Annotated in this window: 16 protein-coding genes; 12 read left to right on the top strand and 4 right to left on the bottom strand. The window is 44.6% G+C overall.

Translation table 11 applies throughout. The annotated features are described in order from the left end of the window. Positions 1-10: 10 nt before the first annotated feature. The 12 genes from R7O12_RS06665 to R7O12_RS06610 all read left to right on the top strand — a co-directional run bounded on the left by R7O12_RS06665 (position 11) and on the right by R7O12_RS06610 (position 14,410). The gene (locus tag R7O12_RS06665; RefSeq protein WP_005377636.1) at positions 11-391 is read left to right on the top strand and encodes an Hpt domain-containing protein; all 381 of its coding nucleotides are present in this window, start codon (positions 11-13) and stop codon (positions 389-391) included. 308 nt (positions 392-699) lie between these two features. Next, positions 700-2,226, top strand: a complete 1,527-nt coding sequence (locus R7O12_RS06660; RefSeq protein ID WP_085569876.1) for a sigma-54-dependent transcriptional regulator — start codon at positions 700-702, stop codon at positions 2,224-2,226. Then, positions 2,201-3,271, top strand: coding sequence for a glycosyltransferase family 4 protein (locus R7O12_RS06655; protein ID WP_138939125.1), 1,071 nt, complete (start codon positions 2,201-2,203; stop codon positions 3,269-3,271). The genes R7O12_RS06660 and R7O12_RS06655 overlap by 26 nt, the downstream gene beginning before the upstream one ends. A 144-nt stretch (positions 3,272-3,415) precedes the next feature. After that, entirely contained in the window at positions 3,416-4,600 is a 1,185-nt protein-coding gene (locus R7O12_RS06650) for a glycosyltransferase (RefSeq protein ID WP_318125710.1), read from the top strand. A gap of 11 nt (positions 4,601-4,611) precedes the next feature. After that, the gene (locus tag R7O12_RS06645) at positions 4,612-5,784 is read left to right on the top strand and encodes a glycosyltransferase (RefSeq protein ID WP_005377641.1); all 1,173 of its coding nucleotides are present in this window, start codon (positions 4,612-4,614) and stop codon (positions 5,782-5,784) included. Further along, positions 5,777-7,207: a lipopolysaccharide biosynthesis protein gene (locus tag R7O12_RS06640; protein ID WP_054579479.1), complete on the top strand. Its 1,431-nt coding sequence runs from the start codon at positions 5,777-5,779 to the stop codon at positions 7,205-7,207. The genes R7O12_RS06645 and R7O12_RS06640 overlap by 8 nt, the downstream gene beginning before the upstream one ends. Continuing rightward, positions 7,204-8,568, top strand: a complete 1,365-nt coding sequence (locus R7O12_RS06635; protein ID WP_169644502.1) for an O-antigen ligase family protein — start codon at positions 7,204-7,206, stop codon at positions 8,566-8,568. Before R7O12_RS06640 ends, R7O12_RS06635 begins: the two co-directional genes overlap by 4 nt. A 115-nt stretch (positions 8,569-8,683) precedes the next feature. Beyond that, entirely contained in the window at positions 8,684-9,808 is a 1,125-nt protein-coding gene (locus R7O12_RS06630; RefSeq protein ID WP_318125709.1) for a glycosyltransferase, read from the top strand. Then, entirely contained in the window at positions 9,805-11,238 is a 1,434-nt protein-coding gene (locus R7O12_RS06625) for a GumC family protein (protein ID WP_318125708.1), read from the top strand. The genes R7O12_RS06630 and R7O12_RS06625 overlap by 4 nt, the downstream gene beginning before the upstream one ends. A gap of 221 nt (positions 11,239-11,459) precedes the next feature. Next, complete coding sequence (locus tag R7O12_RS06620; protein WP_318125707.1) at positions 11,460-12,578, top strand: glycosyltransferase; 1,119 nt, start codon at positions 11,460-11,462, stop codon at positions 12,576-12,578. Next, positions 12,571-13,761 carry a glycosyltransferase family 2 protein gene (locus tag R7O12_RS06615; protein WP_258645805.1) on the top strand — a complete coding sequence of 397 codons (1,191 nt, stop codon included), beginning with the start codon at positions 12,571-12,573 and terminating at the stop codon, positions 13,759-13,761. Before R7O12_RS06620 ends, R7O12_RS06615 begins: the two co-directional genes overlap by 8 nt. 10 nt (positions 13,762-13,771) lie before the next feature. Beyond that, the gene (locus R7O12_RS06610; RefSeq protein ID WP_213961992.1) at positions 13,772-14,410 is read left to right on the top strand and encodes a sugar transferase; all 639 of its coding nucleotides are present in this window, start codon (positions 13,772-13,774) and stop codon (positions 14,408-14,410) included. A 19-nt stretch (positions 14,411-14,429) separates the two neighbouring features. Here R7O12_RS06610 and R7O12_RS06605 read toward each other — a convergent pair whose 3' ends face one another. The 4 genes from R7O12_RS06605 to R7O12_RS06590 form a co-directional block, all read right to left on the bottom strand. Then, on the bottom strand, positions 14,430-14,819 hold the full coding sequence (locus tag R7O12_RS06605) for an ATP-binding protein (protein WP_005377656.1): 390 nt from the start codon (positions 14,817-14,819) through the stop codon (positions 14,430-14,432). Positions 14,820-14,945: 126 nt separating this feature from the next. Then, positions 14,946-16,526, bottom strand: a complete 1,581-nt coding sequence (locus R7O12_RS06600; protein ID WP_005377659.1) for a BCCT family transporter — start codon at positions 16,524-16,526, stop codon at positions 14,946-14,948. Positions 16,527-16,888: 362 nt separating this feature from the next. After that, the gene (locus R7O12_RS06595; protein ID WP_005377661.1) at positions 16,889-17,404 is read right to left on the bottom strand and encodes an outer membrane beta-barrel protein; all 516 of its coding nucleotides are present in this window, start codon (positions 17,402-17,404) and stop codon (positions 16,889-16,891) included. Between the two features lie 199 nt (positions 17,405-17,603). After that, the gene (locus R7O12_RS06590; protein WP_021033871.1) at positions 17,604-18,083 is read right to left on the bottom strand and encodes an outer membrane beta-barrel protein; all 480 of its coding nucleotides are present in this window, start codon (positions 18,081-18,083) and stop codon (positions 17,604-17,606) included. Positions 18,084-18,173 lie beyond the last annotated feature (90 nt).

The following is an 18,173-nucleotide window of genomic DNA, read 5'->3' as shown; positions in this document are numbered from 1 at the left end:
GAGCGCTATTATGACGATAAATAATACATTGACTATCGAGCAAGAATTAGTGGATGAGCATATTCTTCAGCAAATGATCAAAGATACGTGCGCCGAAATCATCCCTACCTTGATTGATCACTATGTCGAAGAGTCACGCGATCGCATGGAGAAAATAGAGCAAGCATTAAGCACAAAAGACCTTCAAACATTAGAGTTCGAGGTTCACACACTGGGCAGTTCTGCTCTCGCTTTAGGCAATCGAACGCTTTCAAGACAAGCAAGAATGATTGAGAAGTACTGTGTCGAAGGAAAAATACCAAAAGCATTGGAGCTTTGTGAAACACTTCCGCAACTCGCCAATGAATCGTTTGATGCGTTAGAAAAGCGAAAAGCTCAAGGGTTTGAGTAGTATTAGTGTCTTACTCCCTAGCGAAGCATCGCGTTTGATAAAGCGCGATGCCGACATCATCTCATAAATTTAGGCTCCAAATTCAGTCACCCTCTCCAAGCCACATACCTTGAAATTATTTGGGTATAACTTAATCAATTAAAAAGTATGGATTTTTCGCAAATTTCCTACCTTGTGCTAATACTTAAATAACGCTTTTCTCAAATTGAGAATTTTCAGCACTAGAGAGCTATAAACCACTCATAATGCCAAATAGTAGTGCTGACAAAAATCATAAAAAATGAAACAAACTACGTTGGGATGGGACTATGAGACCAAGGGTGTTACTGGTAGAGGACTCTACTTCACTAGCCATACTTTATAAGCAGTATGTGAAAGACGAACCTTATGACATTTTTCATGTCGAGACAGGTCGCGAAGCGATTCAATTTATTGAAAGAAGCAAACCTCAGCTCATCATTCTCGATTTGAAACTGCCCGACATGTCTGGCGAAGACGTGCTGGATTGGATCAACCAGAATGACATTCCTACGTCCGTTATTATTGCTACGGCACACGGCAGCGTCGACTTAGCCGTTAATCTAATTCAAAAAGGTGCGGAAGATTTCTTAGAAAAGCCCATAAACGCTGATCGCCTAAAAACGTCAGTTGCATTGCACCTTAAACGCGCCAAATTGGAAGATTTGGTGGAAAATATTCAGTCCAAGTTTGATCGCCACAACTATCACGGATTCATCGGTTCAAGTCTCCCGATGCAGGCGGTATACAAGACCATTGATGCTGTTGCGCCAACTTCTGCCAGTGTGTTTATTGTGGGAGAAAGCGGCACAGGTAAAGAAGTTTGTGCTGAAGCCGTCCACCGCCAGAGCGACCGTAAAGACAAGCCTTTTATTGCAATTAACTGTGGGGCTATTCCACGAGATTTGATGGAAAGTGAGATTTTTGGTCACGTTAAAGGGGCCTTTACTGGAGCAACAACAGATCGAAAAGGTGCGGCGACGCTGGCACATGGTGGCACGCTTTTTCTTGATGAGCTGTGTGAAATGGAACTTGAGATGCAAAAGAAGTTGCTCCGCTTTCTACAAACGGGCACTTACACCCCTCTTGGTGGCACTCGAGAAATGAAAGTGGATGTGAGAATCATTTGTGCCACTAACCGAGATCCATTAACAGAAGTAGAAGAAGGTCGTTTTCGTGAAGACTTATACTACCGTGTGCACGTTATACCTATCGATATGCCCCCATTACGTGAACGAGGAAGTGACATCGTCACGCTTGCCAAGCACTTCTTGACCACTTACGCCAAACAGGACAAAAAGAAATTCTCAACAATCGACAGTGAAGCTCAACATATCATCAAGCATTACGAATGGCCGGGTAATGTAAGGCAACTACAAAACATCATACGTAACATTGTGGTGCTTAATAACGACGAAAAAGTCACGGTGAGCCACCTACCCGCTCAACTCACTAAAAAGTCAAAAGTTACGAAAACAACGACGCCTGCGCATGTTGCTCAAGAGTCAGCAAACATTGCACCAATCACACCACCACCTGTTTATACTGAGGAACCTTCACCTTCTGCGGTCGAACCGTCGATTACCGCAGCGGAGCTGCCTGGTACACCGTCCTCTGCTGCTACCTCACCGTACTTTAACTCTGATGGAACCATTCGCCCTATGTGGCAAGTAGAGCGTGAAGCAATTCAGAACGCAATTGCGTACTGTGATGGCAACGTCCTCAACGCCGCTGTCATGCTGGAGTTAAGCCCATCTACGGTTTACCGAAAAAAACAAGCGTGGGAAGCGGATGAAATTAATCTCGAACAATCTTGATAAACCTGCCATTGGTGAAATTTGGATCTTGCTTGATAGCCGTCTATTCGGCGGCATTGAAAGTCACGTTATCGAGCTAGCTCGGGGATTAATCGCCTTTGGAAACAAAGCTCGAGTTGTGCTAACCACCGAGTATTCGCCAGCCGCTCAGATTGTACAGAAGGCAAAAGAAGCCGCGATCCCTGTGAGTTACTTAAACTATTTGTCTGGCGAGCCCAATAAAGCTTTAAAAATTAAACACCTAACAAGCGCTGTCGCCAATCACCAACCCTCAGTGGTTCACTCCCATGGTTATAAAGCGTCGATTTTGTCGCGCTGCGCCAAACTGCTCACCCGTACGTTTCCTCGTTTGATTTCAACTTATCATGCTGGTGAATCGTCCTCAGGGAAACTATGGCTATACGATTGGCTTGATAGAAGCTCAGGCAGCCTATCTGACCATTGCTTTGCTGTCAGTCCGAGTATTCAGCGCAAAGTTTTTTGTTCTTCAGGACTGCTGAATAACTTTGTTTCGATTCCCAACAGTCAACTCAACTATCAGGAAATCGCTTTTGTCGGCCGATTGAGTCAGGAAAAAGGCGCCGATCAATTTATTGAGGTAGCGAGGCTCTGTCCAACATTACAGTTTAGTGTGTACGGTGATGGCCCAGAAAAAGAATCGCTTAATCAAACTGCCCCTCCAAATGTGACTTTCTTCGGCCATCAAACCGATATGGAAGGTGTTTGGGAAAATATCAGTGTACTTATCATTTCTTCTCGTTATGAGGGTCTTCCAATGGCGGCGCTTGAAGCCATGTCGAGAGGCATTGCCGTGATGAGCTTACGTGTAGGTCGTCTTCCAGATATTATCCAAACGGGTAAAAATGGTTTTATCGTCGAAGACATTCCCTCTCTTGCTAAATGTCTTCATGACTGGATGTCGATTGGTGAAGCGCAACAATCACTCATTCGCGAGAATGCTCGACAAACCATCATTGATGATTTCTCAACACAAAGTGTGATTCCCGTATTGCTACAAAAATATCAAATTGAAACGGATCACTAATCCATATTGGTTCTCAATATGAGAATGATGAGTTCCAAACATAAATATCATATAAGATTCAATCACATAAACTAATGGCATATTTTGGCATCTCTATTGCAGCTCAGCAGTTAACGCAGATTAATGATGAGACAGAGGTGACTTATGACTACGCCAAAACGCATTCTATATGTTCATTATGGTGATAATTGGATTCGCGGCAGTGAAGTGGTGCTTCTGGCTCTCATTTCAGGAATCGACCGCGATAAGTTTGAGCCATTCGTATGGTCCAACTGCCAACCATTAATCGATAAGTGCCAATCGCTCGGAATTGAAGCGGAACATTCAGCCTTCAATTTGGTGGGTGGTTGGAGCGCTCCGCGCTGGGATATTAGCGGGTGGAATAGCCTTATCAAACAAGGCTCAGCATTAATCGAAAAGCACAACATCGACTTGGTACACGTCAATAGCGGCGGCCCTTGTCAATGGATGTGTTTGGCTGCTCGCATGAATCATATACCACTTGTCACGCAACTTCATTGCCATTATACATTGCGCGATCGCTTCTCTCTCGGACTTCACCTCTCTCCAAAATTGATTTGCGTTAGCAAAGATGTTGGACGCGAAATTATTCAGGACGGCTACCCACAAAACCAACTTCATGTCGTACACAACGGCGTGTCACTTCAAGGCGTGGATACACCCATCGACATTAAAGATCGCCTCGGAATCCCATCACAGGCCTTTACCTTTCTGTCGGTGGGTTCGCTGATTAAGCGCAAAGGGTTCGACCGCCTTATTCGCGCAATGCGCATGCACAACTACCACCACCACAACCCTCACCTTGTTATTGTTGGTGACGGCGAAGAAAGAGAAGCATTGCAACAGCTTGCCGCGGATCTTGGTATCCAAGAGCGAGTGCACTTTGTCGGGGAGCAACACAATGCCGGAGAGTGGATGTGTGGTAATGCAGACGCTTTTATTAGCGGCGCCTATGAAGAGGCCTTTGGTCTCGTGCTCGGGGAAGCGGCTTTAGCTCAACTGCCTATCGTGGCTCCTAAAACGGGAGGCATTCCTGAGTTGTTCGAGCATAATCACTCTGCATTGCTGTACCAGAACAGTGGAATGGCGAGCCTGTTAAACGCGATTCAACAAGTCATGCAAGACGCGGCATTAAGAAACAAGCTGGCGGAAAACGCTTACCTACATGCTAGCCAGCACTTAACGACGACTGCATCTATCAACGCTATTGAACGTATTTACGAAGGTGAACTTAATAACAACGCCATTACACCAATGCCAATGACTCACTGCATGAAGCCTCTTTCACGCTGGTTGAGCATCAATTGAGGAGCCCGGTCATGAAACGTGTATTGATGTTCGACGCCATCCCAATGCAAGGTGGATCCAAAATCGCGAATGCAGAGCTCCTTAAGCAGTGCGATAAGCTGAACGTGATTGGTTATCTACTCACTACAAATCCAGAGCATTGGGCGTCACTGCTTAGTGATACACCGCGTGTGCAAGTTATAAAAATAAAACCATCACCATTTAACTCGACTCATGGACTGACCTACTGGTTGATGAACGCTTACTACTTTCTCCAACTTCTCTACGCGTGCATGAAGCTGCCAAAAATAGATAGCTTTTTGGGCCTATCTTGCCCAAGTAATGATATGCCTTTGTACTTACTACGATTAATTAGCAAAAAGCCTGTGGTACAGATGGTTCATGGCCCTATTGGACGATCGAGATCTGCTGGCTACTGCTTAGTAAAAGCATCGGCAATTTACTACTTGGCAAACACCCGCGAATCAATGGTAGAAGCATTACAGGCCTACCTCAAAACAGAGAAGCCAGCCACCGAACGCTATTGGTGTGGTTTGAATACATCTACGTTTGTTAATGGATTATCGAAAGATCGCTGGCCAAAACAAGCGAATCCGATTTCAAGCCGCGTTTTCTGGGCAGCTAGCTTACTAAAATGGAAGAACATCGATCTTTTGCTTGATGCTTTAACACTTGATGAGTCGAAAAAGATCAAATCCACCGTGTGTTACATCAAACCTAACGTGGCAGGTGTGGAATATTCAACACCGGACTTCAACACACAAGGTGTTGAATGGCATGAGTGCCCAAACAACTTAGATGAATTGCGTTCACAGTGTGGTGTGTTTGTTTCCACCAGTCTCAACGAACCTTTTGGGTTATCTATTTTGGAGGCGCTCGCTGCAGGTATGTGTGTCGTCATTCCACATGATGATAGTTATTGGGACCGCGTGTTAACTCACGGCCGAAATTGTATTAAATACACGCCTAACAATGTGGCTTCGTTACACAACGCAATTCGCCTTTTGAATGAATCGCCGTGGATGAAAGTAACGATGGGTATCGAAGCACTCAATGTTTCTCAACTATACACAGCCGAACGTTGTTATTTGCCAATCGCCCAGCACCTTGCTGCCGAAATTGCTACCAACAATGATTGCACACTCAAGACACCGCGAGACATCAAAGGATATGATCATGTCTAAAGCAATGACCAACATGACGCTATTTGCTATCGCCTTAGTGATCAATAAAAGCATCAGCCTAATCATGCTGCCTGTATTGCCCCACTTTCTCTCACCAGAGCAAATGGGCAAGCTTGAGCTTCTAACAACCTTTGGTGTTGTTACGACCTTGTTTGTCAGTTTCTCTTTGCATGAAGCGCTGTATCGATTCGTCGGCGTTGAAAAGGATCAAAATACGCGCACAAGCCTACTAAACCAGCTGTACTCACTTGCTTTACTCATCGCTGGCGTCGTCGCTCTTAGCTTGCTCACTATCATTTTAATCGCCCCCATTCCCGCGCCTTTTACGCGAGCCGAATTCGCTATTGTTATGTTTGCTATCGTTCTAGAAGGCAGTATTGCAATCGGCACTGCCTGGTTAAGAACACAAGACGACAAAGCAAGAACACTGCTTAACGTCATGGTCACTACCACCATTTTTCAGGTCATTTTTATCGTCGCGGCGCTGTCTGTTCATCCCCATGTTATTTCTGTTTTGTGGGGGGGCTTGTTGGCTGCTATTACTCAATTTGTTTGGCTGCACATCGTTAACAGTTACAATGTCACCCTTCCTAAACTGACATTGGCAAAACAATACCTAAACTACTGCCTACCAATGATGATGGCCGGTTTAGTAGCATTTTGTCTCAATGGCGCTGAACGCTGGTTCATTGGTGCCAACACTTCTCTTGCGACGTTAGGGATTTACGCGATAGCGGTAAAATTTGCAGTGGGCATGTGTATTTTAGTGCAGCCATTTGGCATGTGGTGGATGCCACGTCGATTTAACTACTTAGAAGGGCGCAAGAACACTGAAGCAGTGCGCATCACACACTTAGGTATGATTTACATTACAGGTTTGAGTGTAGTGGTCGGCACATTAGCAATGGTGATGATCACCTACTTACTGCCAGAAACCTATCATGAGGCGGTACTATTCAGCTTATTCTTGCTACCTATCGCCATGTTAAAAGAATGGAGTGAGTTGATTAACATCTCCATTTTGTACAAGCGTCGTACTCGCTGGCTACTGGGTATAAATGTCGTCTCTGCGTGCGTTGCGATTGCTTTGCTGTTTGGCTTATCTTCTCTGGGTATTTATGGTGTGTTCATTGCGCTTTATTACGCACAACTGTGTAAGCTGGGCCTGACTTATGTAGTAGGCCAACAATGTATGACGTTGCCTTTTCACCTAAGTCTGATGGTTTTATTACAGATTATATCCGGTGTGGCACTGTTCCTGCTTCACTCTTCACAATCAATAGGAATCGCCATCGCAATTTGCATTTTGACATGCAGTTTGCTGGCAGGGATAGCCACTCGCTACATGAGTAAAGAGACGCTCAATGCTCTCACTCGATACATAGTGAAAAGGCGTGGACAGGTGAAGAGATACTCGTTATGAATGAAACCAAGGTGAGAACAAAACAGTCCATCGCAGCACTGACGATCACTGTCGGTATCGGCCTGCTTTGGGTTGTTATGCCTCATCCCATTTTGATTGTTGCGTTGTGTTTCGCACCACTCGCGTTACTGTTTGTTCTCAATCAAACGTTTTGGCTTGTCACACTGTTCGTTATTTTTTCATTCTTTCGTATTCACGAAGCCTTTCCTGTTATCTATAACTTCAAGATCCCATTACTGTTATCACTGGGGGCACTCGCCGCACTCGCTTTTCACCTTCTTATAAGCCGCCAGATTACAGCTTTTTGGCACCCTTCATTAAAGTGGCTGTGTATATTTTGGGGTCTGGTGATCATCGGAATAATATTCGCTTCCAGTCGTGATATCGCAATAACGGTGTTCAAAAATACCTATTGGAAAATCATCATTATGACGTTGGCCATCACCTGGCTTATTACTAAACCTTCACAGCTCGCTCAGATGTCAAAAGCAATTATTTTCGCCGGATTATTGATTGGCTTAGTGGCATTACAAAACGCTGCGAATGGCATTGATTTAGTCGAAGGAACGCGCGTGTCAATAGGACGATCCATAGGTTCAGTACTTGGCGATCCTAACGATTTGGCACTAGTGCTGATGTTTCCCCTTGCCTTTACCGTTAGTCAATTGATGGAGAAGCATTCCCCCAAGCATCTCAGGCTCTTTGCCCTTATCACCTGTTTGGTTTTGTTCTTTGCGATCATTGAGACTCAGAGCCGCGGTGGGTTACTCGGTTCACTGTCTGTATTTGCCTACTTTGCTTTTAAACACATCAAAAGCAAAACATTAGTCTTGGTACTAGGCGCCGTAGCAGCCATCGTACTCTACGCATTCGCTGGTATTTCAGGACGAGAATCGGGGGGAGCCGCTGAGGATGGTATAGATGCCTCTGCGATGGGGCGACTTTATGCGTGGGAAGCGGCATTTAAAATGGCGCTGCATCACCCGTTGACTGGCGTAGGTCTAGATAACTTTTACTTTAATTACTATTTCTACAGCCCACACTGGGATGGTATCAACCACGCGGTCCATAGTACTTGGTTTGGCGTGTTGGCAGAAACGGGTTTTGTCGGACTCGCGGTGTTCATTACTTTAATTGTGTCATTGATCCGCACCTCTTTGCATTCCATCTCATTGCTGACACCAAAATCAGATTACACCCTCTCTGTAGGAGCAAACGCCGTGTTAAGTGGGCTTATCGGTACCATCGTATCAGGTACGTTTCTGACTCAAGGTTTCACTTGGCCAATTTACATTCTAGCGGCATTAACAGTTGTCGTTAGCCGTATTGTTCAAAGTGACTGTCAAAATGAGAAATCCTAGTTTCAAACATAAACAAAACCCATAACTCACTGTTTTAAAATGGCTAATTCCTTGGCACGCATTGTGATTACTCACTTAATTAGTAATCAAATAACCAAGACTCAAGGAGAGCCACATGACGGACATCGTAGTATTTGGAGAAGATTTTGGAGGGTTACCCTCTTCCACTCAGCATATTGTCAAGCGACTAGCAGCGAACCATCGAATCCTTTGGGTGAACTCCATTGGCCTTCGTCAACCTAAGCTGGATTCTAAAGACATACAACGTGCGTTAAACAAACTCACTCGTGTATTTCATAACGTAGGCTCACACAAGCCAACATTGGACTCTGAAACAAACCCAAACATTCACATCATCAACTTGCTCACCATTCCTGCCCCTAGTTCTGCATTAGCAAGAAAAGTGGCCGCTAAGATGATGAAACACCAACTCAACAAACAATTACAAGCTCTTGGTTTTGATAAGCCTGTATTTTGGACGTCGCTCCCGACTGCTGCCGATCTTTGTGCAGAAATGAACCCACGTGGACTGATTTACTATTGTGGCGATGACTTTAGCGCTTTAGCTGGTGTTGACCACGACACGGTAGCCAAGCACGAACGTACTCTTGTTAATGCGGCTAGCGTTATCTTTACGGCAAGCGAAACACTCTCCACCAAATTTCCATCTGGTAAAACCGTCACTTTGCCTCACGGTGTCGACTTTAGTCTGTTTTCTGAGCCAGCACCTAAGGCTGAAGATTTTCCTAATAATGGTCGCAAAGTGCTGGGCTTTTATGGCAGTTTGTCGGAATGGTTAGACTACGACTTAATTGCCCAAGTCGCAGACCAAGCGCCTGACTGGGATCTCGTGTTCATCGGCCCTAACGAGTTCAGTGATAATCCACTTCCACAAAGATGCAACGTATACTACCTGGGCCCGAGAGCGCATCACACTCTGCCACGTTACTCCCAACACTGGGATGCCAGTTGGTTGCCCTTTGTTGATAACGCTCAAATCAAGGCATGTAATCCGCTTAAACTTCTTGAGTACTTGGCAACAGGAACCCCTGTTATCAGCACACCGTTTCCTGCATTAATGCCCTACAAACATATGCTTCATGTGGTTCAAAATGTCGAAGACGTGCGTGCCAGTCTCGATCACCTCCTACCGCCACCGACAGATTCAAAGTCATTTGTTCAACAGCAAAGCTGGGAAGCAAGAGCCAACCAAGTTGATAAATTAGTGAGGGCGCTATGAACGATTTGAGAGAGAACCTTAGTGTATTACTACATGGCGCTTGGCGACGTCGTTACATGATCGTTATCCCTATGCTTGTCTTGCCGGTGCTGGGCTTCATCGTAAGTAAGCTGGTTCCGACGACTTATGTTGCTCATACCAGCATGCTTATTCAAGAGACAGCGAAAATGAACCCGTTCCTTCAAGACCTTGCCGTCTCAACAATGCTTAAAGACCGATTGAGCGCACTCAGTACTCTGCTAAAAAGCCGACACGTTTTGTATTCTGTCGCAAAAGAACAATCGCTGTTCAATGACGAGATGAGTGCAAAAGAGCAAGAGTTCATCATAAAAGATCTTGCGTCGCGCCTGTCTGTTCAGCCACTCGGTAAAGACTTCATTCAAATTCAATTGCAAAGTGGTAAATCAGAAGGAATGGAGTCGATGCTGCTCTCTGTCAGAGAGCATTTTGTCGAACAGCTTTTGGCTCCTGAGCGTTCTTCGATTAAAGATTCGAGTCATTTTTTGACTATCCATATCAACAAACGCAGGGAAGAACTAGACAAGGCTGAACAAGCTTTTGCAGAGTATAAAAATACTTACTCAGACGCGACACCCGAAATGCAAGCTCAAAGCCTTACTCGCCTTGCTAGCCTCAAACAAACGCTAGCCGAAAAGGAGGCGGAGCTTGCTGGTGTTTCACGAAGTCTAGGCAGTTTGGATCAACAACTATCCAAAACGAACCCGGTTATCGGTAAACTGGAAGAGCAAATCATCGACATTCGTAGTGAACTTACCCTGCTTCGCGCTAAATACACAGAGGCGCATAGTTTAGTTCAAGGTAAGTTGCGAGAATTAAACCGGTTGGAGCAGGAACGCTCGGTACTCTTGAACTCTAAACAACCAGAACTAAACAGTGCTCAACTATGGGATATCGCGAGCAATACCACAGTAAACAGTCTTGGCGAAGCACAGCCTCTACTTGTCTCCCAACTACATCAATTACAAATGATGCGTGGACGTTTTGAAGCACTTACGGAAGAAACCAACAGCTTGCGAGACATGATCCAAGAATTAGAGCGAAATGCGCACCAATTTGGGAGCACAGCAACAGAAATCAACCGCTTAGCTCGTGACGTCGCAGTGAAGAGAGAAATGTATGATGAACTCGTCGAACGCTATGAGATGGCCCAACTAACGGGTTCTTTGGGAGAGTTTGAAGAGAATAAGCGCGTAAAAATCATTGATGAACCGTTCACGCCAACGATTCCAACTAACTTACCTAGTTTTGTATTTGTCATTTTAGGATTTATTGGTGGCGCTGGTTTAGGCATTGGATTAGCGACGATACTTGAGTTAGCCGATAACTCTATCCGCTCAAAAAGAGCATTAGAAAAACACCTTGGTGTTCCTGTCATCACCACTTTACCTAACGTAGTGTACGGAAACTAACCGCCATAAGAACTCATTTACAAGCACTCGGTCGGCGAGTGCTTTTCTTTTACTACTGCCTTATACAGCCTCATAGCATGTCCACTAATATGAATCTCAAATTGAGAATAAACATAGAACCTCACACGAGCCGAAGCTAACTTATTGTTTTTAAATGTTTAACTTCTTGGCACGTTGTCTGCAATTCCTAAATAAACAAAGAACTCAACGAGGGTTTGAAAATGGAAGTCAGACAAAAGCACAATAACACTAAGCACAGCAAAAAAGTGATATTACACGTCGTGCAGCACTTAGCTCCTGGCGGCTTAGAAACGCTCGTACTAGAGATGCTTCGTTTTGCGCAGCCAAACCATTCCGTTTTTGTCGTAAGTTTAGAGGGAAGCAAAGCGCAAGCACTGCAATGCTGGCAAAAACTATTGCCCTACCAAGGCCAACTGCACTTTCTTAATAAAAGACCTGGATTCAGCGGGAAGACCATCGCTACACTGACTTCAATGATAAAAAGAATGCGACCAGACGTGGTCCACACCCATCATATCGGCCCACTTCTGTATGGTGGTATTGCTGCACGTTTAGCGCACGTACCTGTAGTGATTCATACCGAGCACGACGCATGGCACCTTAATAACAAAAAATCAGCTCGACTACAGTCCCTTTTGCTAACGATTATTCGCCCGCAAGTAGTTGCCGATGCTAACTTTGTCGCCCATCAAATACAGACTAAGTTAAAGTATCGCAAAGTTTGTACTATCCATAACGGGATTGACTGTCAGAAGTTTAAAAGCGGTGACCAAACGGCAACAAGACACTTGTTTGAACTTCCAACCGACAAAATCGTGATTGGCGTTGCCGGGCGTCTAGAAGCAGTTAAAGGCCATAAAGTGCTTATCGAAGCATTCTCTCATCTTACGCCAAACACACACCTAGCCATTGCTGGAGATGGTTCTCAGCGAGCTCAATTGGAAGCACAAGTTAGAACGTTAAAACTTGAAGATCGAGTAACCTTTTTAGGCTTGGTCGACGATATGCCCAGCTTTTACCAAAGCCTAGACTTGTTTTGCTTACCATCACTTCAAGAGGGATTTCCTCTCTCAACCCTCGAGGCTCAAGCATGTGACATTCCTTGCGTCGCGACGGATGTTGGCGGCGTGAAAGAGACGCTCTGTCCGAACAACAGTACACTGGTTGAAGCAAATCGCGTGTTTTCGTTGGCCGAAGCGTTATCACAGCAACTGGAATCATCACACCATTCTCCTCGAACTTTTATTCTCAAACACTTTGATATCAGAGACATGGTGAGTCGCTACTCACGTTTGGCCAAGGAGGCTAGCTATGAATGATTTACTTTGGATTATAGGGTTTGGTTTATCCGCGTTTTTGATTGTCTATCATCACGTTGGGTATCCACTGCTCCTTAAGTGGCTTCCTTTAAAACAGCAAGACGAAACCAAAGCACCATTTGTAGAGCGAGCTTACAAAGCCTCCAAAACAGACAGCCAGCTACCCTCTATTACTGTCATCGTGCCCGCCTACAATGAAGAACAATGGATAGCAGAGAAGATCCGTAACCTTGCGAGCCTAGATTACCCAAGGGATAAGTTAAGAGTAGTGATCGCATGTGATGGCTGCACAGATAACACAGCCGAGATTGCTCAAGCGACAATTCAAGAAGCAATCTGCTCTGATACTCTGTTCATTATTAATGATCACCAAATCAATCGCGGTAAAGTTGCCCTACTCAACGAAGAAATGCGTCATGTTAGCTCGGACATTACCGCACTGAGTGACACGTCGGCATTGATTTCTTGCGATTCTCTGTTGCTAGCTAGTCAGCATTATCAAAATGAGAACGTTGGAGTGGTTAACGCAACATATCAAATAATGAGTACTGATAACCAAGGTGAAGCGGCGTATTGGCGATACCAGTCTCGAGTAAAGCATCAAGAATCCTTGTTAGGTTCAACGATTGGTTCCCACGGTGCATTTTACACTTTCAGAACTCACTTATTTGAACCACTGGAAGTCAGCACCATTAATGACGACTTTATTCTCCCTATGAGAATCGTTTTGCGAGGCTATAGCGCTATTTACGAGCCAAACATGCTGGCTCTTGAACTAGAACAGAGCTCAGACAACGCAGATTTCAAGCGGCGCCTAAGAATTTCAGCGGGTAACATGCAGCAGCTCATGCAATTAAAGCAATTACTGCTACCTCGTTATCGTGGCACTGCCTTTGCATTTCTATCGGGAAAGGTTCTGCGCTTAGCAACACCCTATTTGATGATTGTTTGCTTTATTTGCTCACTACTACTGGCACACAATCCGCTGTTTCAAGTAATGCTGTTCGCTCAAGTTGGCATTTATAGCATCGCGCTTATCACTTACTTGATGCCAGCACTTAACACAATTAAACCTTTTAAGCTGATTAGCTACATCGTCATTGGTCATCTCGCCAACTTTATCGGCGGTATGAAGTATTTACTCGGAATGGAAAATGGACGTTGGAAACGCGTCAACCAATAAGGAAAGCATCATGAAAAACTCACGCTACGATTCAAATGTATGCCACGCAAAAAGAACGTTTGATGTACTGGTTGCAATGCTTATTTTGGTCGTCACTGCACCACTATTCCCATTTATCGTGCTAGCGATCAAAACCACATCGAAAGGCCCTGTGATTTATCGCCAATTGCGAGTAGGACGCTGCACACCAGAAAAAATGGATCTTTTTCAAATCATGAAGTTTCGCACCATGTATATTGATGCAGAGCAACGCTCTGGCGCAGTATGGGCAACTGAAAATGATCCCCGCATCACGCCAGTAGGACGCTTTTTACGCAAAACGCGTTTAGATGAACTACCTCAACTGTTTAATGTGTTGAGAGGTGAAATGTCGATGATTGGGCCGCGCCCAGAACGCCCAGCTTTCTACCAGAAATTAGAAGATGAAATCCCCTATTTTGTAGAGCGCACATATGGCGTGTTACCGGGTATCACAGGCTTAGCTCAGGTTAACCAAGGCTATGATGCATGCATTGAAGATGTAAGACGCAAAGTTGGGTTTGACCACAGTTACGCACTAAGCTTAGGTTCGTTTTACTCTTGGATTTCAATGGACCTTTCAATCATGAGCAAAACATTCGTTGTGATGATTGACGGGCGAGGTCAATAACTTCCGGTTCTGGTAACGGTCACTCTTGCCACTGGCGGCGCATCTTTTCTATCGTCGCTGGTGGCACGTCATGAATGCTTTGATACGCTCCGTGACACACTTTAATTTCCACCTCGATGCGCTTCTTCATGCAGTAGTCCATGTAACGCTTCATCTCCCAATGTCGAACAAACGTATTGCTCACAATCACGACTCTCCCTTTGTTCAACCACTTTCTAGTTTGCTGAAAACACCACTCATGCGCTTGAGGTAATTGAACCGGTTCAAAGTGATAATCACCTTCATCATTTTCAAAATACATGTCAGCTTCAAAATGCTTAGCACCAAGCTCTATTGCCAGTTGTTTTGCTAAGGTTGTTTTACCTGAACCCGGAAGTCCACGAATAAGAATGAGTTTAGCCAGTGACATAATGCAGTTTAATGAGGTGGAAATAAGCCTAAACTGTAACGAAATTATTGGAAAAGAAAAGTAGAAATAAAAAATGCCGAGCACATTAGGCTCGGCATTTAAACTCAATCATGGATCGCGTTGTATTTATTTGTAAGCTGGCAGTTCAGTTCTTAACCCTTTCACCAAACTGACACACATCAACAGCAGAACAAAAGTAAACGGTAATCCTGTTGCAACAACGCCTGATTGCAATGCTTGCAGGGCTTCTTTACCACCAACCCAAAGCATTACGGCTGCAATTGCACCTTCAATACACGCCCAGAAAATGCGTTGCGGTACTGGTGCATCAATCTTACCACCGGCGGTAATACTATCGATAACCAGCGAGCCAGAGTCTGACGATGTAATAAAGAATACCAGAATCAGCACGATAGAAAGCATTGAAATCACTGAGCTGTACGGAAGCGCATCGTAAACATGGAACAGAGTCAATGAAATATCAGTTAGGCCATTTGCACCTAGCTCACCAACTTTATTCACCACTTGGTCAAGCGCGATACCACCAAACACAGACATCCAAATCAAAGTAACAACTGTAGGAATAACGATGACTGCGAATAAGAATTCTCGAACCGTACGACCTTTAGACACACGCGCGATAAACATACCAACAAACGGTGACCAAGATACCCACCAAGCCCAGTAGAATACCGTCCAGCCGTGCATCCAAGTTTCATCTTCACGACCGTGAGGGTTACTCAATGGAATAATATTTTCAATGTAAGCCATTGTTGTGTCGCGTAGCGAGCTCCACGCCGTATCAAACGTGATGAAGGTAATGAAAATAAGCAGCGCAAACGCAACCACCATATTGACGTTACTCAGTAGCTTAACACCACCATCAATGCCACGAATCACTGATAACACCGCGATAAAGGTAACGAAGGTGATCACAATCATTTGTGTACCAATGCCGCCTTCTAGACCAAAGACATGGTTAATACCACTGGTCGCCTGCTGAGCACCTAGACCTAGCGACGTTGCAAGACCAAATAGCGTCGACAAAACGGCAAGGATATCAATAACGTGACCTAACCAACCCCATGCACGGTCACCAAAAATTGGATAGAACGCCGCGCGCAATGAAAGTGGTAAACCTTTGTTAAAGGCAAAAAACGCTAATGCTAGTGCAACGAGTGCGTAAATACTCCAACCATGCACACCCCAGTGGAACATAGTGGCACCCATCGCAAGGGATTTTGCTTCTTCGGTGTATGGTACTGCGTTAAGTGGCATTCCCCACCAATCAGTGAAATACGCGGTCGGCTCAGCCACACTCCAGAACAGAAGACCAATACCCATACCCGCGGCGAAAAGCATCGACAACCAAGAAACGGTTGAGTGATCCGGCGTTGCTTCTTTGCCACCTAAGCGGATTTTACCTAGCGGAGAAAAAAGAAGAGCAACGGCGAACAATAAGAAGAAGTTTGTCGACCACATAAAAAACGCATCAAACTGTTCGATAATTCCGTTTTTTAGACCGTTTAATACGTCACGAGCAGTGGTTGGCTCAACAAGAAGAAGTGAAATCAGACAGAAAACAACGAGCCCCGCACTAATGCCAAAAACCGGGTTATGTATATCGAATCCCCACTTTTGAACGTTATCCTGTCCAACCTGATAATCGGTTGTATCAATACTATATTTTTTAAATGCATTATCCATAAATACAAATTTAACGTGAATTTGAAACGCCCCTCAGGTGAGAAGAACTCCAATACCGCCCTCCATTAATTTGAACTCTAAAGTTTTAAAGCGGGACAAATTTTAGCAGCAATCACATATTTTTGCAAAAAGTCGTGATTTATTGCATTTTAAGCTCAATTCGAGACAGATGAAGGGGAAATAATATCAACACAAAAATTATGAGGTCTAACGATTGATTTTGTCGTAGGTTGTAGACTAGAAAAGACACAAGAAAGACTTAAGTTCATAGCCAGTCACAGCGCAAATAGAGAAGACCTGCGCTGATTTGGTTTCACAATTAACGACGAAACCAAATCAGCAAACCTTTCATCCAGCGAGCGTTATAAGAAATGGAAGGTGATGTTCCCTGTTACGCTGCTAACGGTATCGCTATCGCCTTCAATATCCACGCCAAACGCTTGATAACTCGCGCCCACAGACACATTGTCAAGCAAGAAGTATTCGGCACCAACACCATACATGTAAGAGACGCCATCATCTTTGTCTAAGTTTCTCAGTCCGCCGTCATAATCAACGTTGAATGCATTGATGCCGCCTTTTGCGTAAACGTGTAACGGGCCGAAGTCGATACTAGGTTTCGCCGCTAAATAGAATGAATCAAAATCAGCACTACCCCTGCTGCCACTCAAAGATAAATCCACTTTGCCGTGGTTAAAGTAGCCTGCTTCAATGCCAATGAATGGCAAAATACCAGTACCGACATGAATACCATAAGTTGTATCATTTTCGCTGTCGATATCGGACTGACCAATTTGACCACCAGCGTAAATCCAAGAGTCAGCCATTGCTGACGTTGAGCACAACGTTAGAGCGAATAACGAGAGTGTTTTTTTCATACTATCCCTTCCTGATCGATTCCTAAGCGAAACATTACGCAAATATGCGCATTTAATCGCCACTATATATTGGAAAGCATAGGCATTTTAAGACTCTAAAAGTGAATAATTTATGTTCAACTTTTGTTTTGTGACTTCCAGACAAAAAAACACCGACATAAAGCCGGTGTGTTTCATATGGTGTTAGAAAGCTTGACGCTTATAGGAAATGTAGTGTTGCGTTAACAGAGAACGTGCTGATATCGTCTTTACCAGCAGTGTAGTTCATGTAGCTAGCACCAACAGACATTGGGCCAAAAATGAAGTACTCAGCACCCACACCGTACATTAGGTCCAAATCGTCATCGTCTTTGCCGCCTTTCACTTTTTTGTCCCACTGATGGAAACCACCTTTTGCGTACACGTGTAGCGGACCGAAGTCGATGCTTGGCTTAAGTGCTGCGTAGTAAGAAGTTAGCTTAGTGTCTTGACCATTTACGTTGAACTCACCGTGTTGTGTTACACCAGCTTCAACACCAATGATAGGTAGAATGCCTGTACCAACGTGAACAGAGTATGATGTGTCCGTTTCACCTTTGTAGTCAGACTGACCTACTGTTGCACCACCGTAAATCCAAGAATCCGCCATTGCCGCAGAAGATGCGCCAAGTAGCGCCACTGCTAATAGAGTTTTTTTCATCATCTACCTTTACTCTTTATTATTCCCACGTCTGCATAACTCAGTCGTTGGTACTACAAATAAAGGGAGGCGAACTATTGCCTCCCGGAA

This window comes from Vibrio sp. Vb1574 (assembly GCF_033338675.1).
The sequence above is the reverse complement of the archived record's forward strand: the minus strand, read 5'-3'. Positions and strand labels throughout refer to the sequence as shown.